The organism is Microbulbifer sp. ALW1 (assembly GCF_009903625.1).
Classification (GTDB): Bacteria; Pseudomonadota; Gammaproteobacteria; order Pseudomonadales; family Cellvibrionaceae; genus Microbulbifer.
The window spans coordinates 1287523-1307753 of record NZ_CP047569.1; the positions used below are offsets into that span (position 1 = coordinate 1287523).

Sequence of the window (20231 nt, forward strand, 5' to 3'; positions counted from 1 at the left end):
GAAATTTGCTTGGCGCCAACTTCATTTCACCTTAGTTGGTTGGTGCGATTTGCTCCGGAGATGGTGGCTGGCAGGAAAAGAGTGCGCTTTTCGTGGAAAGATTAGGCAAGCAGGGTGCTGATACCGATGAAATGAGGTGAGTGTTACCGGGCGGGCGCACAACTTCCGCCGCGAAAATTGGCGGTAGGGCCAAGTTGGCGGTAGGACTAAGTTGGCGGATACGAAAAGTGCCGCAGCCTGCCACTGGCCTGGCCGTCGACATAAGTCTGTTCCCACAGGTGTGTGCTGCCATCCCGGTGCACGGCGACCAGCGTGCTTGCGCGAGTGCCGTAGCCACCGGCCAGGGAAATCGGCGACTCGCCGGCGAGATCTTCCGGTTCGATGCGCACAAAAATGGACGAAAGGGCCAATTCCATTGGCCTTCCCACTCCGGTATCCGGGAGTTGTGCGATGGGCGCGCGCAGTGTGTCCGCCAGCAGTGCCATCGCCGGGGCCACAAAATGTTCACTGTCCAGCTGCTCCGGGAGCTCGGCAACCAGTGCTGCCAGGGATTCCCTGCCGCGGGTGACCTTGGGCCAGGGGGCGTCCGCGGCGCCATTGGAGATGCCGTGAACACCGGGTGTCAGGGCAAAGGGTTGGTGGCGATTGCCTGCGCAGACCAGTGCTGCCCCGACCTTGTGGTCAAACAGTACTGCATTGAACCCGCGGTAGCGCGCGCCTTCGAGGCCTGTGGAAAAGTCGACGGGGCTGGCCGTGCCGGATAGAAATGCCAACGGGATTTCGCCACGGGACTGCGCATTCGGGGGCTCCGGGGTGCCGGGCTCTCGGATATTGGTTACCGCCGCTACCCGGCCGCCCGGCGCCATGCCGAGCCAGGTGCCGCCGGCTTCCAGGTCCCTGCCTGCGGTGATTGCCTGCTCCTGCCAGGGCTGGGCAGGTGCCGTTGGGCGCTGGTAGAACTCATCCCGGTTGGCCAGCATCACGAGGGGATAGTGGGGGTGCTGGCGGTAGGCAATCAGAAGCAGGCACATGGATTTTCCCCCGGGGCCCACTCCTGGGCTTTAAATGGCAATAACTTTCCAACCATAATAACGCCCAACTTGAATAACTGCGGTTTGAGTATGCTGACTTACCCCGAGATTGATCCCGTTGCAGTGGCCATAGGGCCGCTCAAGATCCACTGGTACGGCCTTATGTACCTGGTGGGCTTTGTTGCTGCCTGGTGGCTGGCCCTGCGTCGCGCCCAGAAACCCTGGTCGCCGGTGATCAAATCCGAGGTAGAGGACCTGATCCTGTTCTGCGCCATTGGCGTGGTGGTGGGCGGTCGTCTCGGCTACATGTTCTTCTACAACTTTGGCGAACTGGTGCAGCACCCGCTCAGTCTGTTCAAGGTCTGGGAGGGCGGCATGAGCTTCCACGGCGGCCTCATCGGGGTGATGGTTGCGGCGACGATCTATGCGCGCAAGATCGGCACTACCTTCCCCGCGCTGATCGATTTTGTGGCGCCGTTGGTACCCATTGGCCTAGGGCTCGGGCGTATCGGCAATTTTATCGGCCAAGAGTTGTGGGGGCGGGAAACCGACATGCCCTGGGGAATGGTCTTTCCCCGTGACCCGCAGCTGTTGGTACGTCACCCTTCGCAACTTTACCAGGCGTTTCTTGAGGGCCTGGTCCTGTTTGTGGTGTTGTGGATTTTCTCCCGCAAGCCGCGCCCACGTTTGGCTGTGGGTGGGCTGTTCATCCTGCTTTACGGTATTTTCCGCTTCCTGGTGGAGTTTGTGCGCCAGCCAGATACCGGCATCAGTGTGATGTTCGGCTGGATGACCCGCGGTCAATTGCTGTGCCTGCCGATGATCGCTGCCGGTATCATCTTGCTGATCTGGAGTTACCGCACCCAGCCGCTGCCCGAAGGCCGTGGCCAGGGTGAAACACCGAATGCCGCAGGGCAGGATAAGAAACAGAAGGGCTCCAGCAAGCCCAGTAACGGCGCCGCCAAGCGCGAAGCCAACTAACTTTACGGCCGGTTATATAAATGAAGCAGTATCTCGACCTCATGCGCCATGTGCGCGACAGCGGCACCCTCAAAAGCGATCGCACGGGCACCGGTACCCGCAGCGTATTCGGTTATCAAATGCGCTTTGATCTGGCCGAGGGTTTTCCGTTAATTACCACCAAGAAATGCCACCTGCGCTCCATCATTCACGAGCTGCTGTGGTTCCTGAAGGGCGATACCAATATTGGCTACCTGCAGGAAAACGGCGTGCGCATCTGGGATGAGTGGGCGACGGAAAAGGGCGACCTCGGGCCTGTCTACGGCTATCAGTGGCGCTCCTGGCCTACCGCCGATGGTCGCCATATCGACCAGATAAAAGACCTTGTTCAGCAGCTCAAGACGCGCCCGGATTCCCGCCGCCTGATTGTCAGTGCCTGGAACCCGGCGGACCTGCCCGATGAAGGGGTCTCCCCAAGTGCCAATGCGGCAGCCGGCAAAATGGCGCTGGCACCCTGCCACGCCCTGTTTCAGTTCTACGTGGCCGATGGCAAGTTGTCCTGCCAGCTGTACCAGCGCAGTGCGGATATCTTCCTGGGGGTGCCTTTCAATATCGCTTCCTACAGCCTGCTCACCCTGATGCTGGCGCAAGTGTGTGGCCTTGAGCCCGGCGATTTCGTGCATACCTTCGGTGACGCCCACCTCTACTCCAACCATATGCAGCAGGTGGAGGAGCAGTTGTCCCGGGAACCCCTGCCGCTGCCGAAGATGGTGATCAACCCCGAAGTGAAAGACCTGTTCGAGTTCCGCTTTGAGGACTTTGAGCTACAGGGTTACCAGGCGCACCCGCACATCCCCGCCCCGGTGGCGGTATGATGGCGGGGCTGAAACCACCGCTGGCCATGATTGTGGCGATGGCGCGCAATCGCGCCATCGGTCGCGAGAATGCGCTGCCCTGGAGGATTTCCGGGGACCTGCAGTTTTTCAAGCGCACCACCCTGGGCAAGCCCGTGGTGATGGGGCGCAAGACCTTTGAATCCATCGGTCGACCGCTGCCGGGGCGGAAAAATATCGTTATCACCCGCAATCCGGACTGGCGCGCAGAGGGGGTGTCGCTGGCGGCATCCCTGGAACAGGCGCTGGCGCTGGCTGCGCAAGCGGCGGCGGCGGGTGATGGTGCTGAAGAGATTATGGTCATTGGTGGTGCTGAAATTTACCGCCAGGCAATGCCCTTGGCACAGCGTTTGTATATCACCGAGGTGGAAGCAGAGGTGGAGGGAGACGCCTTCTTCCCGGAACTGGATGAAACCTGGGAAGAGGTCGGAAGGGACTGTTACCCGGCTTCGGACAAGGACGAATACAACTACTGCTTAGTCCAGTACGACAGGTTTAAATAAATGCAATTTGACTAAAAAATACTCTTTCGAGTAGATTTGGTCGAATGTTGCACAGTTTGAGCCGCTGCAATTGTGTGCATGAACCCCGGGGGTGTTACCCGGGTGTTACCTTGCTACACAGGGGAGGCGGCTCAGTCAATCGGCATTTGAATAATCAATTCGCCTGTTTACAATGTGCGGCTCTTAGCTGTCTTCAAACCAAAAAACTACCGCGTTGTGGCAGCTAATTCATCGCGACCATGTTGTGAAATATTGAACCCACTGGGGGGTCTAATGAAAACCAAGCGATTCATGGCTGTGGCGCTGACCACTGCGCTGTCTGCCGGCGCACTGTACGGTAGCGTAGCCACTGCGGATACACTCGACACCGTTCTTAAAGTCGGTCAGCAGAAAACTGCGGCAGCGACTGCATCTCAAAAGCGTATCGACAAGATCGCTCAGGAAACCTCTGACCTGCTCCAGCAGTTCAAGGTTGTGAACAAAGAGATTGACGGTCTGCGTGTATACAACCGTCAGCTCGAAAAGCAGCTGGCCAACCAGCTGTCCGTGATCAAGGACCTCGACGAGTCTATCGATCAGGTCACCGTGATCGAGCGTCAAATCCAGCCCCTGATCCTGCGCATGCTGGACGGCCTGGAGCAGTTCATCGAACTGGACGCCCCTTTCAAACTGGCCGAGCGTAAAGAAAACCTCGCCGGTGTGAAGAACAATATGGACCGTTCCGATATCACTGTAGCGGAGAAATTCCGTCAGGTGCTGGAGCTGTACAACTTCGAAGCCGAATACGCGCGTAAGATCGACAGCTACGGCGATACCCTGAACGTGAACGGTCAGGATCGTGAAGTAAACGTACTGCAGATCGGCCGTATTGCCCTGGTAGCTCAGACCACCGACTCCAAAATCTCTCTGGCTTACGACAAGGCCCAGAAAGCATGGGTTGAGATCGATTCCGGCGAATACCGCCGCGCAATCATGCAGGGTCTGAAAATCGCCAAGAAACAGGCCACTACCGACATCATGACTATGCCGATTCCGGCTCCGGAGGCTGCGCAATGAAAACCATCGCCAAAAGCGTATTAGCAGTAGCTGCCGCTGGCCTGATCAGCGTTTCCGCTGTAGCCCAGGACAAAGCTACCTCCCTGGACCAACTGCTGAAAATGGTTCAGACCTCTAAAGTTGCCGAGTCTGCCGAGCACAAAAAGCGCGAAGCGGACTTCCGTCGCCAGAAAGCCAATCAGGCTTCCCTGCTGAGCCAGGCAGAAAACACCCGCACTTCTGAAGAAGCCCGCTCCGCGGCGCTGGAGAAGAAGTACGAAGAACAGGAACTGCTGGTTCAACAAAAGCGTCAGCAGCTGGACGAGCGCCTCGGCTCTCTGAAAGAACTGTTTGGTCACCTGACCTCTACCGCTGGCGACCTGCGCGCCAACCTGCAAGGTTCCCTGGTTTCCGCTCAATACCCTGGCCGTGCCGAGTTCCTCGATCAGCTGATCGACAAAATGAACTCTGCGACCAAACTGCCGACCATCAAGGAAATCGAGCGTCTGTGGTACGAGCTGCAGCGTGAGACTGTGGAGTCAGGCAAAGTTGTCAAGTTCAGCGGCACTGTGATCAAGCCCGACGGTGAGCAGGCTGAGCAGGAAGTTGTACGTGTTGGTAACTTCAACCTGGTTTCCAACGGCAAATACCTGGAAATGAACGACAACCAGAAGATGGCCGAGCTGATCCGTCAGCCCGACGGCAAGTACCTGAGCATGGCGTCTGACCTGCAGGCAGCGACCAGCGGCTTCAGCCCCTTCGGTATCGACCCCACTGGTCCTACCGGCGGTTCTTACCTGAAAGCCATGATCGCCAGCCCGAGCCTGGTTGAGCGTTGGCACCAGGGTGGCATCGTTGGTTACATCATCTCTGCAGTTGGTGTAGTTGCGGTACTGCTGGCCCTGTGGCGTCTGCTGGTGCTGTCCGGTGTTAACTCTAAAGTGAATGCCCAGCTGCGCTCTTCTACTCCAAACACCAACAACCCGCTGGGTCGTGTTCTGGCTGTTGCGGAAGAGAACAAAGGTGTTGACGGCGAGACTCTGGAACTGAAGATGGAAGAAGCGGTGCTGAAAGAGCGTCCGGCCATCGAATCCGGTCTGAACCTGCTGAAGATCATCGCCATGGTTGCTCCGCTGCTGGGTCTGCTGGGTACCGTTACCGGTATGATCATCACCTTCCAGGCGATCACCATCTTCGGCGCGGGCGATCCTAAAGCCATGGCGGGTGGTATCTCCTCTGCACTGGTAACCACCGTTCTGGGTCTGGTCGTGGCTATCCCGACCGTGCTGCTGCACACCATCGTGAACGGCCGTGCCAAGCGCATCCTGCACATCCTGGACGAACAGAGTGCCGGTATCGTTGCAGAAAACGCTGAGCGTAAATAAGAGGAGGCGGCAACATGCACGCATTAAATGACGCATGGGCCGCCGTCAACGCCTTTATGGCGTCGGGCGGGCCAGTACTACTTCTGATCGCCGGCCTGACCTTCTTCATGTGGACGCTGATTTTCGAGCGGGTCTTTTACTTCAATGGCGGTCTGAAACGTGACGTTCAGGGCGCCGTGGACACCTGGGAAGCGCGCCCCGAGCGCAAATCCTGGAGTGCTCACCAGATCCGCTACGCACTGGTTTCCCGGGTATCCGAGAAAATTCAGAGCAATATGGACATGATCCAGACTTGTGTTGCCCTGGCGCCGTTGTTCGGCCTGCTGGGTACTGTCTGGGGCATGATCAACGTGTTCGAAGTTCTCGCGATCACTGGCGGTGGTGATGCCAAGCAAATGGCCAGCGGTGTATCCATGGCCACCATCCCGACAATGGCGGGTATGGTGACTGCACTGTCTGGGGTATTTGCCAATACCTACATCACCCGTACCGCAGAGCGTGAAACCCAGCTGCTGGAAGATCATCTGACGATGGATCACTGACGGCACCACTGTACAGGTGCGCAGGTTCCTCAATTGGGGCCTGTTCACCGGAAGGTTTAGCCAATTCAGGGAGCTTTCACTATCACATCGCTGATGTGCAGGCTCCACAAGGCCAAATCTCGCTATTAGCATTTCGCTAGAGAGAGTTGCAATGAGCAGAAAAAAGACTACGGCAGAAGAAGAAGGGCAAGCAATTGACCTCACGCCCATGCTGGACGTGGTGTTCATCATGCTGATCTTCTTCATCGTCACCGCGACCTTTATCAAGGAGCCGGGCGTCGATGTTGTTAAGCCGGAAGCGACTACCGCTGACCTCAAAGCCGCCTCTATTCTGGTAGCGATTAACGACAACGACGAAATCTGGATTGCCAAAGAGCAAGTAGACGACCGCCTGGTGAAAAACACCCTGGAGCGTCTCTATGCCGAAAACCCGAAAGGGTGGTTGGTTATTCAGCCCGATAAGAAGGCGAGTATCGAGAAGGTTGCCCTGATCGCAGATGCGGCCAGGAAGATCGGAATCGAGAAAGTCTCGGTCGCTACAGAGAAGAGTTAACAGCTATGAACCCGGTAAGACTAGTAGGGGCGGGTGCGCTGGCGGTAGCCACCACTTTTGCCCTGATCTTCACCATGCATGCGCTGATCGAAGCCAACTTGGGTGCTCCCAAAGAGGAAGAGCAGATCAAGGTAGCCGACGTCGTGATGCCGGAGCAGAAGATCGAAACGCAATACGATACCAGCAAACCGGACAAGCCCGACGAACCTGAACAGCCGCCGCCCGATATGCCGGAGCCGGAGTTTGACCAGCCTGACGTAGACAATGCTTTGAACATGTCTGCCCCGGCTGCCAGCGCCGACCTCAACGTGGGTGGTATCGGTGGTTTCGCCTCTGAAGGTGACTACCTGCCGATCGTGAAGGTTCAGCCCCAGTATCCGCGTCGCGCACTGCAGCGTGGTATTGAAGGTTGGGTAGTTGTGGAATACACGGTAACCAAGAACGGCTCTGTGCGGGACCCGAAAGTCGTGGAAGCATTCACGCTCGACGGTAACCCCACCACTATCTTCAACAGTGCGGCGATCAAGTCTGCGTTGAAGTACAAGTACAAGCCGCGGGTTGTTGATGGTGAGCCAATTGAAGTGCCTGGTGTAAAAACCAAGATCAGCTTCAACATGGCCAAGAACTAATAGGGGACGCATATGATTATGACGACCGTGACGAAAAGCCTTTCCAGGCTCGTCCTGCGCACGTCCGTAGCGCTGCCCCTGGTACTGGCACCAGCCGTAAGCGTTACGGTACTGGAGGCTGCGGGTGTATCTGCACCTTTCGCCCAGGCGGAAGCCCAGAGCGAGCAGAAGACCCGCAAAGTGCCGGCCATGCGTGAGAACGTGTTCAAAAAGCTGGGTGCTGTGCAGGAAGCTGCCGATGCCCAGAACTGGCCGGCCGCGCTGGCTGCTCTGAAGGAAATGGAAGCGGGAAAAGACAAGTACAACGGCTATGAAATAGCGCAGATGTACTACTTCTACGGCTTCGTTTATTTCCAGATGGAGCGCTACAACGACGCCATCGCCAACTACAAGAAAGTACTGCAGCAGGGTGAATCCAACCTGCCAGTAGCACTGGAAGTAGGAACCCTGTTCACCATAGCCCAGCTGTACTTTGTAACCGAAAACTACAAAGAAGCAGTCAACTACCTGAACAAGTGGTTCGCGGTTTCCGATCGCATTACTGCCGATTCTTACGCGTTGCGCGCCCAGGCTTACTACCAGCTGGGTGACAACAACAAGGCACTGGCCGATATGAACCAGGCAGTGTCCATGTACGAAAAAGAAGGCAAGGTGCCCAAGGAACCATGGTTCGGCCTGCAGCGTTTCCTCTACTACGAGAAGAACGACTACAAGCAAGTGACCAACATCCTTGAGAAGCTGGTTAAGCACTACCCGAAAGGGGAGTACTACAAGCAGCTGGCGGGCATGTACGGCGAACTCAAGCGTGAAGACGATATGCTTCACATGATGGAAGCCGCCTACCTTGCTGGTGCCCTGCAGAAAGAGAAAGAGCTGTTGAACATGGCTTACCTCTTTATGGGTGCGGAAATGCCGTACAAGGGTGCCAAGGTAATCGACAAGGGTATCAAAGAGAAAAAGATCCCGCGTACCTCCAAGAATCTGGAAACCCTGGCTCAGGCTTACCAGATGGCTCAGGAGCTGCAAAAGTCGATTCCGGAGCTGGAAGCAGCGGCCAGCATGTCTGATAAAGGCGACCTCTATTCCCGTCTGGCAGGTATTTACCTGGATCTGGACAAGAATAAGGAAGCGGTAGACATGGGTGCGAAGGCGCTGAAAAAGGGCGATATCAAACGTCCCGATCAGCTCTACATCGTGCTGGGTATGGCCAATGCCAACCTGAAGAAGTACGACGCTGCACTGAAGAACTTCAAAGAAGCGAAGAAAGACAAGCGCTCCGAGAAGTTTGCCAGCCAGTGGATTACGTTCGTAGAGAACGAAGCGGAGCGGGAAAAGCAACTGGCAATGTAAGCCGGGTGTTTTATCCGAACCGAGAGGCCGCACTTAGTGCGGCCTTTTTTTTGTCTGATTTTTGCGTGGACTGGCGTTTACTTGGTCAATAAATGGGAATTATTTGCATTTTCGCCAGAATCGACTAAATACTGAAAGTAGCTGATCAGCTTTTTCCGCCGCGCTACGACACTCAGTCGCTGGCGCGACCAATCAACACCTGAAAATAAAAAGGAGAGGTGTTTATGGAACAGGCTTATCTGCCCAATACCATTCCCCAGTTTTCCATTTCCAAAAAATCGGCAGTCCTGCTACGCAACGGCACGTTTGCGCTCGGCGTTACCGGGCTGTTACTGCTGGGTATGTCGCAACTGATTGCCACTGACTACCGGGCACCAACGGAAGCGCTTCCCCCCAGGGTTGCGCCGATTCATATGCCGGAGGTAACACCTACGGTCTATCGATCGGATCCGGTGCTGAAGCCCCAGGAAATACCGCCGACCGTTCAGCCAACCGTGGTGGAGCGGAATATTGAACCGGGCGATGTGCCGATAACTTTTGAGCCACCGGTGGTCGAGCGGCGGACATTCGATCCGACGCTGGTGAATGCCGATCCTTTGCCCATCTACAAGCCGGCGCCGCGCTACCCGCGCAGGGCACTGGCGAGGGGTATAGAGGGTTATGTAGTGGTGGAATTCACTATTAGCACGAATGGCAGTGTGAAAAACCCGAGTGTTGTCGGTGGCTATGATAGCGCCGGCGTGCCGACGGATATTTTCAACAGTGCCGCACTCAATGCGGTGGAGCGTTTCAAATACCGACCTTTGATGTCTGAGGGGCAACCGGTGGAGAAGCACGGTGTGCGCAATCGGATCAGTTTCAAAATGGCAGAATAAGGGGTAAGGCAAAAAATAGCGGGCTTATCGGCCCGCTATTTTTTTAAGGGATATCGACTCGCAGATCAGTCGATCTCTCGTACCGCGCCCTTGTCGGCGCTGGTAGCGAGCAGTGCATAGGCCTTGAGTGCGCGGCTAACCTTGCGCGGGCGGACCTTGGCAGGCTTCCAGCCTTCCTGGCCCTTGTTATTCATGGCTTCGCGGCGGCGATGAAGCTCCGCTTCCGGAATGTCTACTTCGATCAGGCGCTTGGGTATATCGATGCGCACCAGATCGCCGTCCTGCACCAGGCCGATATTGCCTCCACCAGCGGCTTCCGGTGAGACGTGGCCAATAGACAGGCCGGAGGTGCCACCGGAGAAGCGGCCATCGGTAATCAGGGCACAAGACTTACCCAGCCCCTTGGATTTCAGGTAGCTGGTGGGATACAGCATCTCCTGCATACCGGGGCCACCTTTTGGGCCCTCGTAGCGCACAATAACCGCTTCTCCTTCCTTCACCTTGCCTTCCAGGATGTGTGCCACGGCGTCTTCCTGGCTCTCGACAATATGTGCCGGCCCTTCGAACTGCCACAGTTCCTCTTCCACCCCGGAGGTTTTTACCACACAGCCGTCCGGCGCGAGGTTACCGAACAGCACTGCCAGGCCGCCCTCTTGCGAGTAGGCATGCTCCACCGAGCGAATGCAGCCGTTCTCGCGATCGCCGTCCAGGTTGTTCCAGCGGCAATCCTGACTGAAGGCCGTCTGGGTTGGGATACCGGCGGGGCCGGCGCGGAAGAATTTGTGTACTGCGGGGTCGTCGGTACGGCGAATGTCCCATTGCTCCAGCGCTTCCTTGAAGGAGTTGCTGTGTACCGTGGGCAGGCTGGCGTCCAGCAGTCCGCCGGCTTCCAGTTCCCCGAGAATCGACATGACGCCGCCGGCGCGGTGAACGTCTTCGATATGGTATTTCTGGGTATTGGGTGCCACTTTGCACAGCTGTGGAATCTTGCGCGACAGGCGGTCGATGTCCGCCAGGGTGAAGTCCACTTCACCTTCCAGGGCTGCGGCGAGCAGGTGCAGAATAGTGTTGGTGGAGCCGCCCATGGCAATGTCCAGCGCCATCGCATTGGAGAAAGCAGCGCGATTGGCAATGGTGCGCGGCAGCGCCGTCTCGTCGTCGTTATCGTAATAGCGTTTGGCCAGCGCCACGATTTCGCGTCCGGCACGCAGGAACAATTGTTCGCGATCGGCATGGGTGGCGAGCATGGTGCCATTGCCTGGCAGTGACAGGCCCAGGGCCTCGGTCAGGCAGTTCATGGAGTTGGCGGTAAACATACCAGAGCAGGAGCCGCAGGTCGGGCAGGCGGAGCGTTCATATTCGGCCACCTGCTCGTCGCTGGCGTCGTCGGTCGCGGCAATGACCATGGCATCCACCAGATCCAGCTTGTGATCGGCCAGCTTGGTTTTGCCCGCTTCCATGGGGCCACCGGACACAAAGATCACTGGAATATTCAGCCGCAGGGCGGCCATCAGCATTCCCGGGGTAATCTTGTCGCAGTTGGAGATACACACCAACGCGTCGGCGCAGTGGGCGTTCACCATGTATTCCACCGAGTCGGCGATGATCTCGCGACTGGGCAGGCTGTACAGCATGCCGTCGTGGCCCATGGCGATACCATCATCCACGGCGATGGTGTTGAACTCTTTCGCCACCCCACCGGCCTTCTCGATCTCCCGCGCTACCAGCTGGCCCATGTCTTTCAGGTGCACGTGCCCGGGCACAAACTGGGTGAAAGAGTTGGCCACGGCAATAATCGGCTTGTGGAAATCTTCATCCTTCATGCCGGTGGCGCGCCACAGGGCGCGAGCGCCAGCCATATTGCGGCCAGCGGTGGATGTGCGGGAGCGGTACTGAGGCATAGTGGTACTTATAACCGAAAACAATGAATTCAATGGATGGCTGCCCGGCGCGCAGGCAGGACGCGACAGATTAGCAAAACGGGAGCCTTATTGCGCGGCTTGTGGCAATGATGGAAATTGGCGCAAAGCTTGTCCGCCCTGCGCCCTGTTTATCGCAAGGCTATTACCCTTTAAGGGCCTTGCGTAAAACGCGGGAATTTCGCTGGATGTTGTAAAGAGACTTCCGGCTGGCGGGAAGCGCCGAGACGTCCACCTGGGTGAAGCCGCGCTCGATAAACCAGTGTTCGGTCTGGGTGGTGAGTACGTAAATCTCTGCCAGGTCCAGGGTTCTCGCCTGTCGTTCCAGGTGTTGCAACAGCTTGGCGCCGCGGCCGCCACCGCGAAATTCCGGGTGAATTGCCACGCAGGCGATTTCCGCGGCGATGGTATCGCCCTGTTCGTCGAGAATCGGATAGAGCGCGGCACAGGCCACCGGGGTACCGTCCACTTCCACCAGGGTGAAATGGTCGATTTCCGATTCGAGCTTTTCCCGCGAACGGCGCACCAGAATACCCTGCTTTTCCAGTGGCCGGATCAGCCCGAGAATCCCGCCGACGTCATTGATCCGCGCGCGCCGAATGACTTCGTAGCTGTCGCGGTAAATCATGGTGCCGGCACCCTCGCGACTGAGTAGCTCCTGCAATAGCGCGCCGTTATCGGCGTAGCTCAGCAGGTGTACCCGCTGGGTTCCGGCATTGCAGGCGCTGAGGGCACAGCTGAGCGTCTCGCTGTCCACGGTATCGGCAATGTCTTCCGCTTGGTGAATACTCAGGTCGTATACCGGCTCCCCATTCACCTTCAGTTGCGGCAGGTCGCGGAACAGAATCAGTTTTTCCGCCCTGAGCGCTTTGGCCGCTTCCGCCGCAAGATCCAGATAATTCAGGTTAAACAGCTCGCCGGTCAGCGAGGTACCGAATGGCGATAACAGCACCAGAGAATTTTCGTCCAGTGCGCGGGTAATCGCCGGCACTTCCATGCGCCGCACCTGGCCGGTCCAGCGCATATCGGTACCGTCGATGATGCCCACCGGGCGCGCGGTGACGAAATTCCCGGATACCACCTTCAGCGCGGAGCGCGCCATCGGCGAATCCGGTAGCCCCTGGGAAAAGGCCGCTTCAATTTCAAAGCGCAATTTACCCACCGCGGCCTTGATGACTTCCAGGGTTTCGCGGTCGGTAATGCGGGTATTGCCCTGAAAGCGGCTTTCAATGCCGGCCCTTTCCAGTGCGCGATTCACCTGCGCGCGCGCGCCGTGCACCAGCACCAGTTTTACCCCGAGGCTGATCAGCAGCGTTAGGTCATGCACCAGGTTGCGAAAATTCTCGTGCTCGAAACCGTCCCCGGGAATTGCAACCACCAGGGTTCGCCCGCGCAGGTCATTGATATAGGGCGCAGCGTTTCGGAACCAGTTAAGTGTGGTGTTATCGGTGTTCACGACGATGTCATTTCAGCAGGTGGCTCGGTTAGTAAGCGAATATACCGCATTTTCTGCGGGATTAATTTCCAATTACTGTTTCATTTTTGTTTAAAAACGCAGATTTTTCCGCGAAGGTGACGATACCGGGTGCGCTTTTACGAGACCGTCTGCGGCCAGGACGGCCGCAGACGAGCCCCCAGGGATGGGTTTACGGCGTGTCTCGTAAAAGCGCACCCGGTAGCGGCACCGCCACAGGTCTTCAATCTTGCTCGCGACTACAGGCAGAAACGCCCGATCATGCCTCTGAGAATTTCCACCATCGGGTCAATCCGCTCCAATCCCAGATACTCATCCGGCTGGTGTGCCTGGTCGATATCCCCGGGACCGAGCACGATGGTCTGCATCCCGAGTTTTTGTAAAAAAGGCGCCTCGGTTGCAAAAGCTACACTCTCGGCGCTGTGGCCGGTAAATTTCTCCGCGACCTGCACGAGTTCAGACTGTGCCGGTTCCTCGAAGGCCTCGACCCCACCGATCAGTGAATCCATTTCCAACGAAATTTTTTCGCCACTGACGGTATCTTTCAGGCGCTGATGAAGCTCACCGCGTAGTTCCTCCATCGGCATGCCCGGCAGTGGGCGCAGATCGAACTGCAATTCGGTGTGGCCACAAATACGGTTGGGGTTGTCGCCGCCGTGAATACAGCCCAGGTTCAGGGTGGGAACCTGCACGGCAAAACCGGGATTCTGGTAGCGCTCTTGCCACTCCCCACGCAGTTTGAGAATTTCCGACATGGCGGTGTGCATGGCTTCCAGCGCACTAGCGCCGTAGGCGGGATTGGACGAGTGCCCGGCCTGGCCGGTAATGCGCAGCCGTTCCATCATCATGCCCTTGTGCATGCGGATGGGCTTGAGGCCGGTGGGCTCGCCGATAATCGCGTAGCGGGCTTTGGGCAGACCGGCTTGCACCAGCGCGCGGGCGCCGGACATGGAGGTTTCTTCATCGGCGGTGGCGAGAATGATCAGCGGTTGCTGCAGCGGCTTATTCGCAAAGGCTTTCGCGGCTTCAATCGCCAAGGGGAAAAAACCTTTCATATCCGTACTGCCGAGACCGTAAAAACGGTTGTCGCGCTCGCTCAGTTTGAACGGGTCTGACTGCCAGCGGTCGTCATCGTAAGGCACTGTATCCGTGTGCCCCGCAAGCACCAGTCCACCATCGCCCTGACCCAATGTGGCGATCAGGTTGGCTTTGTGGGGCTGGTCCTCCATGGGCATGATTTCGATGCGAAAACCCAGGGTCTCCAGCCAGGCAGCCAGCAGGTCGATCACGCCGCGGTTGCCCATATCCAGTTTGGGATTGGTGGCACTGACGCTGGGGCTGGCAACCAGTTGTTGCAGCTGGCTCTGCAGCGTTGGCAGAGTGCGGATGCTCATTTCATTTGTCCTTCTAAAAAAGTTCAATTCCGTCTGTGCGTGTTGCGCCACTCACTGATCAATACCGCGGCTACGATGATAGCGCCGCCAATAGCGAGGCGTGGCAGGTTCGCGTCGCGATTCCAGAGTAACAGGTTTACCAGTAACCCGGCCGGAATCAGCGCGTTGTTCATGGCCGCGAGTGTGCCGAGGGATACCTGCGTGGCGCCCTTGTTCCAGAGAAAGTAGCCCAGCCCGGATGCTACGGCACCCAGCCACAACAATATGCCCCACTGAACCCCGTTGCTCGGGTACTTTGGTTCGCCCAGTATGAGCCAGGCAGTAGCCGCTACGATACTGGCGCCGATGAAAAACCAGCCGAAGGTTTGCCGCGGCGGAAGGGTGGCTGCGCGCTTTTGGTCAGATTGCATAAACTGCTTGTAGGCTACCTGGCCGGTGGCGAAACAAAGGTTGGCGCCCTGTACCACTAAAAAGCCTTTCCAGTAGTCCTCACTGAGGTTGTTCCAGCGGATGATGGCTGCTCCGAGTACCGCGACGGCGGCAATCAACAGATTCCACAGTGAGAAGCGGTGGGCCAGCAGGTCGTAGATCAGGGTGATATAGACCGGGGTGAAGATGGTGAACAACAGCACTTCCGGAACACTGAGTAGCAGGAAAGACTGGTAGTAAAAGAGATACATCAGGCCCAGCTGCACGGCACCGACCGCCATTAATGTGAGCGCGGTGCGCGGCGGAGTACGCCAGTTGAGTAGCGGCAGAAATACCAGGGTTGCCAGTAGAACCCGGGTGAGAACCGCGAAGTAGCTGTCGACCTGGCCGGCGAGGTAAACACCGATCAGGCTGAAAGAAAAGGCCCACAGCAGGGTGATGAGTATCAGCAGAATCATGAACTGGATATCGAATTGGTGAACAAACGGGTGGATTACAAAGGTCTGGAGGCCCTGGCGCAACTGTGTGAGCGTTTAAAGAAAGTCCGTGCCTTCAGCTTCAATGCCAGTAACGGCCCCGGGTCGAAAACCAACTGGCGTGGGCACGGGCGTGGCGAAGTGGGCGTCAGCAATTTCGGTGCGCATATCCTGTTTGCCGAGCGGGCCGAGTTTACCGATGCCGACGGGCACAAGGTTGATCTGCAAAACCGCTATCGCTGGACGCGCTGTAGCGATTTTGTGCGCCTTGAACATTTGCGTCGCGAGGCGCCGGTGTTGCTGTTCAATCTGGTGCCGGTGACGGAACACGGGTTTCGCCATCAGTCTCCCCATCTTTGCGGGGAGGATACCTACACCGCCGACCTGATTCTGCACCCGGATGAAATCGAACTGATTTGGCAGATCCACGGACCGCGCAAGAACGAGCGCCTGCATTATCACTACTGGTAGCGCCTGTTTTTAGCGCTAAAACACGATACTCTCTGCCAATTATAAATAGTGGAGAGTGTTTCATGCCCACCAAACGTCAACTACTGAAAGCGGCCGCGTTGCTGGCGGTGGCGCCGGCCCTGCCCCTGCGCGCGGCTACCGAATCCCCTGCAAAAGCTAATAAGCCTGAGTCCCTGCTTGCTGGCGTGCAGCCGATCACTGTGGCTGAGCGGCAGGCGCGGGTCGCCAAGGCCCAGGAGTTGATGGATGCATCGGGCATCGACGCCATTGTGCTCGAACCTGGCGCTGCAATGCTGTATTTCACCGGTATTCGCTGGTGGCGCTCCGAGCGCCTGACCTGTGTGATTATCCCCCGGCGCGGCGACATTGCGGTGGTTACGCCGTTTTTTGAAGAGCCGTCGGTGCGTGAATCGATGACCTTTGGCAGTGACGTGCGCACCTGGCACGAACACGAGAGCCCATTTGCACGGGTAGCGTCGGTGATGAAAGATCGCGGCTTTACGCCTGGCTCTAAGCCCGGCTCTAAGTCTGGCGTTATCGGCTTGGAGGCCTCGGTGCGCTGGTTTGTCGCCGATGGGCTGCGCGAAGCGCTACCCGGGTTCAAGCAGGTAAGTGCGGATCCTGTCACTCGCGGCTGTCGCATGGTCAAGAGCCCGGCGGAGCTGGCGCTGATGAAAAAGGCCAATGAAATTACCCTGGCGGCTTACGGCATGGTGTTGAAGCAGCTGCGCCCGGGGATGACACCGGCGGATGTGAATCAGCTGATGCGCGAGTCGCAGACTGCGCTGGGTGGGCAGGGTGTTTGGACCATGGCGCTGTTCGGTGAGGGCAGTGCCTATCCCCATGGCACCGATCAACCGCAGCAGATCCGCGAAGGACAGGTCGTTTTGATGGACTGTGGCTGCAGCGTAGAGGGTTACCAGTCGGATATTTCCCGCACCTTTGTTTACGGCGAAGCCAGCAAAAAACAGCAAAAAATCTGGCAGCTGGTCCGCGAGGGCCAGAACGTTGCCTTCGAGGCCGCCAAGCTCGGCGCCCCCGCGGGCAGTGTTGACGATGCGGTGCGGGCGTTTTACCTGAAAAATGGTTTCGGGCCGGATTACCGCTTGCCCGGTCTTTCCCATCGCACTGGTCACGGCATCGGTATGGAAGGGCATGAGCCGGTGAACTTTGTGCGGGGTGAGAAAGTGAAACTGGCACCGGGCATGTGCTTTTCCAACGAGCCGGGTATCTATATTCCCGGAGAATTCGGCGTGCGTTTGGAAGATTGCCTGTACATGACGGAAGAGGGCCCCGCTTGGTTTACCCTGCCGCCAGACAGCCTCGCCAGCCCTTTGGGGCGCTTGGCGTGATGTCGTTGTATTGAGGTGGATCTTGGGGCCGGTCAACAGGTCCGGCCCTCTATCGGTTTAGCTCGCGATAGCCTTCTGTTACAGGGTGATCTGCCCGCGCAGGTAAGTCACCGCACGGCCGCGCATGATCACGCGATCACCTTTCAATTCACAATCCAGCTCGCCACCACGGGGGGAAATCTGTCTGGCTTTCAATGCGGTTTTGTCGAGTTTCTCGGCCCAGAAGGGCACCAACCGCGTGTGTGCGGAACCGGTAACCGGATCTTCGTCGATGCCGATGGCGGGGGCGAAAAAGCGGCTGACGAAATCGCAGTCGAATCCCTCCCCGGGGGCGGTACAGATCAGGCCTTTGTAGGGCAGCTTTGCCGCTGCACGCATATCGGGGTCGAGCCCGGCGACAACTTCCGCGGAAGCGAACTCGAGTAGCAGCTGGTCATCTGAGCCGGCAACTTCGAGTGCACGGAGAGGCTCTGTGCCCAGTGCCAGGGTGAACGCATCGACGACAGGGATATCCCGATTGGTCTGGACGGGAAAGTCCAGCGCCAGCTGCTCGCCGTCCCGGCGCACCACCAGCTCTCCGCTGCGGGTAAAAAAGTGGATCTCTTCGTCGGTAAAGCCCAGTTCCGTCCACAGCAGGTGGGCGGTTACCAGGGTGGCGTGGCCGCACAGGGGGACTTCTTCGCCGGGCGTAAACCAGCGCAGTTCAAAGCCGTTGCCAGCGGGCACGGTGTAGGCGGTTTCGGCGAGATTGTTCTCGGCGGCGATCTGTTGCAGTAGCGCGTCGTCGAGCCAGCGGGTAAGCGGTACGTAGGCGGCAGGGTTGCCTTTGAAGAGTTCTAAGGTGAAGGCGTCAGCCTGATAGATGGGCAGTTGCATGGAGGGATCCTTCTCACATTGCCAGCACAAACAAAAAAAAGGGAGAGCTAATTAGCTCTCCCTTTTTAACAGGCGCGGGCGGTAATTTCTATTACCAACCCAACTTTGGGTGCTTACCAGCCAAAGACGCCCTTGAAGAAGAAGAAGAACAGAATCGCCAGACCCGCGCCCGCGGGCAGGGTGACGATCCAGGAGGCGGCAATGGTGGTGATCATGCGCAGGTTGAGTGCGCCGATTCCTCGTGCCAGGCCAACCCCCAGTACCGCACCCACCAGGGTGTGGGTGGTGGAGATGGGCAGGCCGGTGCCGGAGGCGAGCACCACGGTAGAGGCCGCGCCCAGCTCGGCAGCGAAACCGCGGCTCGGAGTCAGCTCGGTGATCTTGCGGCCGATGGTCGCCATAACCTTGAAACCATAGGTGGCGAGACCGACGACGATACCGGCACCACCCAGCAGCAGGATCCACGGTGGCATTACCGCCTTGGCAGTGACCGCACCCTGTTGCACGGTGTTTACGACCGCCGCCAGCGGGCCTACCGCGTTGGCCACGTCGTTGGAGCCGTGGGCAAAGGCCATGGCACAGGCGGTGAAGATCATCAGAATGGCGAACACGCGCTCCACGTTGGCGAAGCGGTTGTCTTTTTCCATTGCCGGGTCGCGCTTGATGCGCTTCAGCAGAGCGATACCTACACCCATCACCACCAGGCCCATAACGCCGGCAATCAGCGCGTCCTGCCAGAAGGAAAGGGAAATGCCGGCGTCTTTGAATACGTGCTTGAGGCCCTTGGTGAGGGTCACCATGGAGATCATCCAGCCCACCGCAAACATATACATGGGGATGTAGCGCTTGGCGTTGCTGAAGGGATCCTCGGTATTGAGGATCAGTCGCTGCACGCTCCTGAACAGCAGGAAGGAAATGGTGCCTGCGAGCACCGGCGATACCACCCAGCTGGCAACGATGCTCGCGACCTTGGCCCAGGCCACCGCGTCCACGGAGATACCCACGGCAGAGAAACCGACAATGGCACCGACAATGGAGTGGGTGGTGGACACCGGCCAGCCGAGGATACTGGCAATCATCAGCCAGGTACCCGCCGCCAGCAGTGCCGACAGCATGCCGTACACCAGCAGTTCCGGTTTATCGTTGAACAGGTCTGGGGAGATGATGCCCTTGCGGATGGTGGAGGTAACCTCGCCACCGGCCAGGTAGGCGCCGGCGAATTCGAAGATCATGGCGATGATGATCGCCTGTTTGATGGTCAGTGCGCGGGAGCCCACCGAGGTGCCCATGGCGTTGGCGACGTCGTTGGCACCCACACCCCAGGCCATGAAGAAACCGAAAACACAGGCCAGGATCAGGAAGATATGGCCGTACTGAGCAATGATATCCATGGTCTTCCCCCTTTAACGTGCGAGCAACAGTTGCAATCGGTTGCCCACACCGTGGGCCTCATCGGCCAGGTCGCCGACCCACTCGATGATCCGATAGAGGAAAATCACGTCTACTGGCGGCAGCCCTTTCTCCATTTTGAACAGAGAGGCGCGCACTTCCACTTCGAGCTTGTCGGACTTGCGCTCCAGGTCATCGAGCTCTTCGGTCATGCGCTGGGCGATGTCCACCTCGCGTCCGGCGAAGCCAGACTCCAGCAGTTCATCCAGTTCGTTGATGGCGGTAAGTGCCTGGGCGGAAGCGGCCACGGCGCTTTCCACGAAGGTGCTCATCATGGCGTGCATGGAGGCCGGGATCTCCATCTGGCGACCAATGGCCAGCCCGGCGATATCCTGGGCCTTGTTGGCCACTTTGTCCTGGGCGTGCAGCAGTTCCAGCAGGTCGGTGCGGGAGACCGGCATAAACAGGCTGTCCGGCAGGTGCAGACGCAGGTCTTTTTTGATGTCGTCGGCGCGGTTCTCGCTGGCGGAAATGCGCTGTTGTACGGTTTTGGCAGTGCTGAAGTCCCCTTGCATGAGGGCTTCAAAGAAGGGCACCAGATCCGCTGACGCCTTGTGGGCAGTCGCCATGTGCTCCTTGATCGGCTTGATCGGCGAGCGGCCGAACAGGTTGGCGATATTGGACAGGGGCATGGT

20 protein-coding genes are annotated in these 20231 nt (G+C 58.0%); 12 read left to right on the forward strand and 8 right to left on the reverse strand.

The features are described 5' to 3' along the window. Positions 1-206 precede the first annotated feature (206 nt). A complete protein-coding gene (locus GRX76_RS05300; protein WP_160152354.1) occupies positions 207-1031 on the reverse strand; it encodes an NRDE family protein in 825 nt (274 codons plus the stop codon). A 90-nt stretch (positions 1032-1121) separates the two neighbouring features. On the opposite strand from GRX76_RS05300, the gene lgt reads away from it, so the two are divergent. The 10 genes from lgt to GRX76_RS05350 all read left to right on the forward strand — a co-directional run bounded on the left by lgt (position 1122) and on the right by GRX76_RS05350 (position 9756). Further along, on the forward strand, positions 1122-2012 hold the full coding sequence (gene lgt, locus GRX76_RS05305; RefSeq protein ID WP_160152355.1) for a prolipoprotein diacylglyceryl transferase: 891 nt from the start codon (positions 1122-1124) through the stop codon (positions 2010-2012). Positions 2013-2032: 20 nt separating this feature from the next. Next, entirely contained in the window at positions 2033-2866 is an 834-nt protein-coding gene (locus GRX76_RS05310; RefSeq protein ID WP_160152356.1) for a thymidylate synthase, read from the forward strand. Then, positions 2863-3387 (forward strand): dihydrofolate reductase, encoded by a 525-nt coding sequence (locus tag GRX76_RS05315; RefSeq protein ID WP_370463948.1) that lies wholly within the window; start codon positions 2863-2865, stop codon positions 3385-3387. The genes GRX76_RS05310 and GRX76_RS05315 overlap by 4 nt, the downstream gene beginning before the upstream one ends. 273 nt (positions 3388-3660) lie before the next feature. Next, entirely contained in the window at positions 3661-4443 is a 783-nt protein-coding gene (locus GRX76_RS05320) for a DUF3450 domain-containing protein (protein ID WP_160152357.1), read from the forward strand. Then, entirely contained in the window at positions 4440-5807 is a 1368-nt protein-coding gene (locus GRX76_RS05325; protein ID WP_160152358.1) for a MotA/TolQ/ExbB proton channel family protein, read from the forward strand. Before GRX76_RS05320 ends, GRX76_RS05325 begins: the two co-directional genes overlap by 4 nt. Before the next feature lie 14 nt (positions 5808-5821). Next, positions 5822-6349: a MotA/TolQ/ExbB proton channel family protein gene (locus GRX76_RS05330; protein ID WP_160152359.1), complete on the forward strand. Its 528-nt coding sequence runs from the start codon at positions 5822-5824 to the stop codon at positions 6347-6349. Positions 6350-6500: 151 nt separating this feature from the next. Continuing rightward, positions 6501-6902: a biopolymer transporter ExbD gene (locus tag GRX76_RS05335; protein WP_160152360.1), complete on the forward strand. Its 402-nt coding sequence runs from the start codon at positions 6501-6503 to the stop codon at positions 6900-6902. A 5-nt stretch (positions 6903-6907) separates the two neighbouring features. Then, positions 6908-7531: an energy transducer TonB gene (locus GRX76_RS05340; protein ID WP_160152361.1), complete on the forward strand. Its 624-nt coding sequence runs from the start codon at positions 6908-6910 to the stop codon at positions 7529-7531. Positions 7532-7543: 12 nt separating this feature from the next. Beyond that, complete coding sequence (locus GRX76_RS05345; RefSeq protein WP_160152362.1) at positions 7544-8881, forward strand: lipopolysaccharide assembly protein LapB; 1338 nt, start codon at positions 7544-7546, stop codon at positions 8879-8881. 224 nt (positions 8882-9105) lie between these two features. Continuing rightward, a complete protein-coding gene (locus tag GRX76_RS05350; protein ID WP_160152363.1) occupies positions 9106-9756 on the forward strand; it encodes an energy transducer TonB in 651 nt (216 codons plus the stop codon). A gap of 65 nt (positions 9757-9821) precedes the next feature. On the opposite strand, the gene ilvD is transcribed toward GRX76_RS05350, so the two are convergent. The 4 genes from ilvD to GRX76_RS05370 form a co-directional block, all read right to left on the reverse strand. Continuing rightward, positions 9822-11657, reverse strand: coding sequence for a dihydroxy-acid dehydratase (ilvD, locus tag GRX76_RS05355; RefSeq protein WP_160152364.1), 1836 nt, complete (start codon positions 11655-11657; stop codon positions 9822-9824). 163 nt (positions 11658-11820) lie between these two features. Continuing rightward, on the reverse strand, positions 11821-13131 hold the full coding sequence (gene argA, locus GRX76_RS05360; RefSeq protein WP_160152365.1) for an amino-acid N-acetyltransferase: 1311 nt from the start codon (positions 13129-13131) through the stop codon (positions 11821-11823). 257 nt (positions 13132-13388) lie between these two features. Then, positions 13389-14543 carry an acetylornithine deacetylase gene (gene argE / locus GRX76_RS05365; protein ID WP_160152366.1) on the reverse strand — a complete coding sequence of 385 codons (1155 nt, stop codon included), beginning with the start codon at positions 14541-14543 and terminating at the stop codon, positions 13389-13391. Between the two features lie 23 nt (positions 14544-14566). Then, on the reverse strand, positions 14567-15430 hold the full coding sequence (locus GRX76_RS05370) for a carboxylate/amino acid/amine transporter (RefSeq protein WP_160152367.1): 864 nt from the start codon (positions 15428-15430) through the stop codon (positions 14567-14569). Between the two features lie 18 nt (positions 15431-15448). On the opposite strand from GRX76_RS05370, the gene GRX76_RS05375 reads away from it, so the two are divergent. Together GRX76_RS05375 and GRX76_RS05380 are read left to right on the forward strand one after the other, a co-directional pair. After that, positions 15449-15919: a DUF6314 family protein gene (locus tag GRX76_RS05375; protein ID WP_236250634.1), complete on the forward strand. Its 471-nt coding sequence runs from the start codon at positions 15449-15451 to the stop codon at positions 15917-15919. 62 nt (positions 15920-15981) lie between these two features. Continuing rightward, the gene (locus GRX76_RS05380) at positions 15982-17271 is read left to right on the forward strand and encodes a Xaa-Pro peptidase family protein (protein WP_160152369.1); all 1290 of its coding nucleotides are present in this window, start codon (positions 15982-15984) and stop codon (positions 17269-17271) included. A 78-nt stretch (positions 17272-17349) separates the two neighbouring features. Here GRX76_RS05380 and GRX76_RS05385 read toward each other — a convergent pair whose 3' ends face one another. From GRX76_RS05385 to GRX76_RS05395, 3 genes are all read right to left on the reverse strand, one after another. Beyond that, complete coding sequence (locus GRX76_RS05385; RefSeq protein WP_160152370.1) at positions 17350-18147, reverse strand: PhzF family phenazine biosynthesis protein; 798 nt, start codon at positions 18145-18147, stop codon at positions 17350-17352. A gap of 113 nt (positions 18148-18260) precedes the next feature. Then, positions 18261-19538 carry an inorganic phosphate transporter gene (locus GRX76_RS05390; RefSeq protein WP_160152371.1) on the reverse strand — a complete coding sequence of 426 codons (1278 nt, stop codon included), beginning with the start codon at positions 19536-19538 and terminating at the stop codon, positions 18261-18263. 12 nt (positions 19539-19550) lie between these two features. Continuing rightward, on the reverse strand, positions 19551-20228 hold the full coding sequence (locus tag GRX76_RS05395) for a TIGR00153 family protein (RefSeq protein ID WP_160152372.1): 678 nt from the start codon (positions 20226-20228) through the stop codon (positions 19551-19553). Positions 20229-20231: the final 3 nt, after the last annotated feature.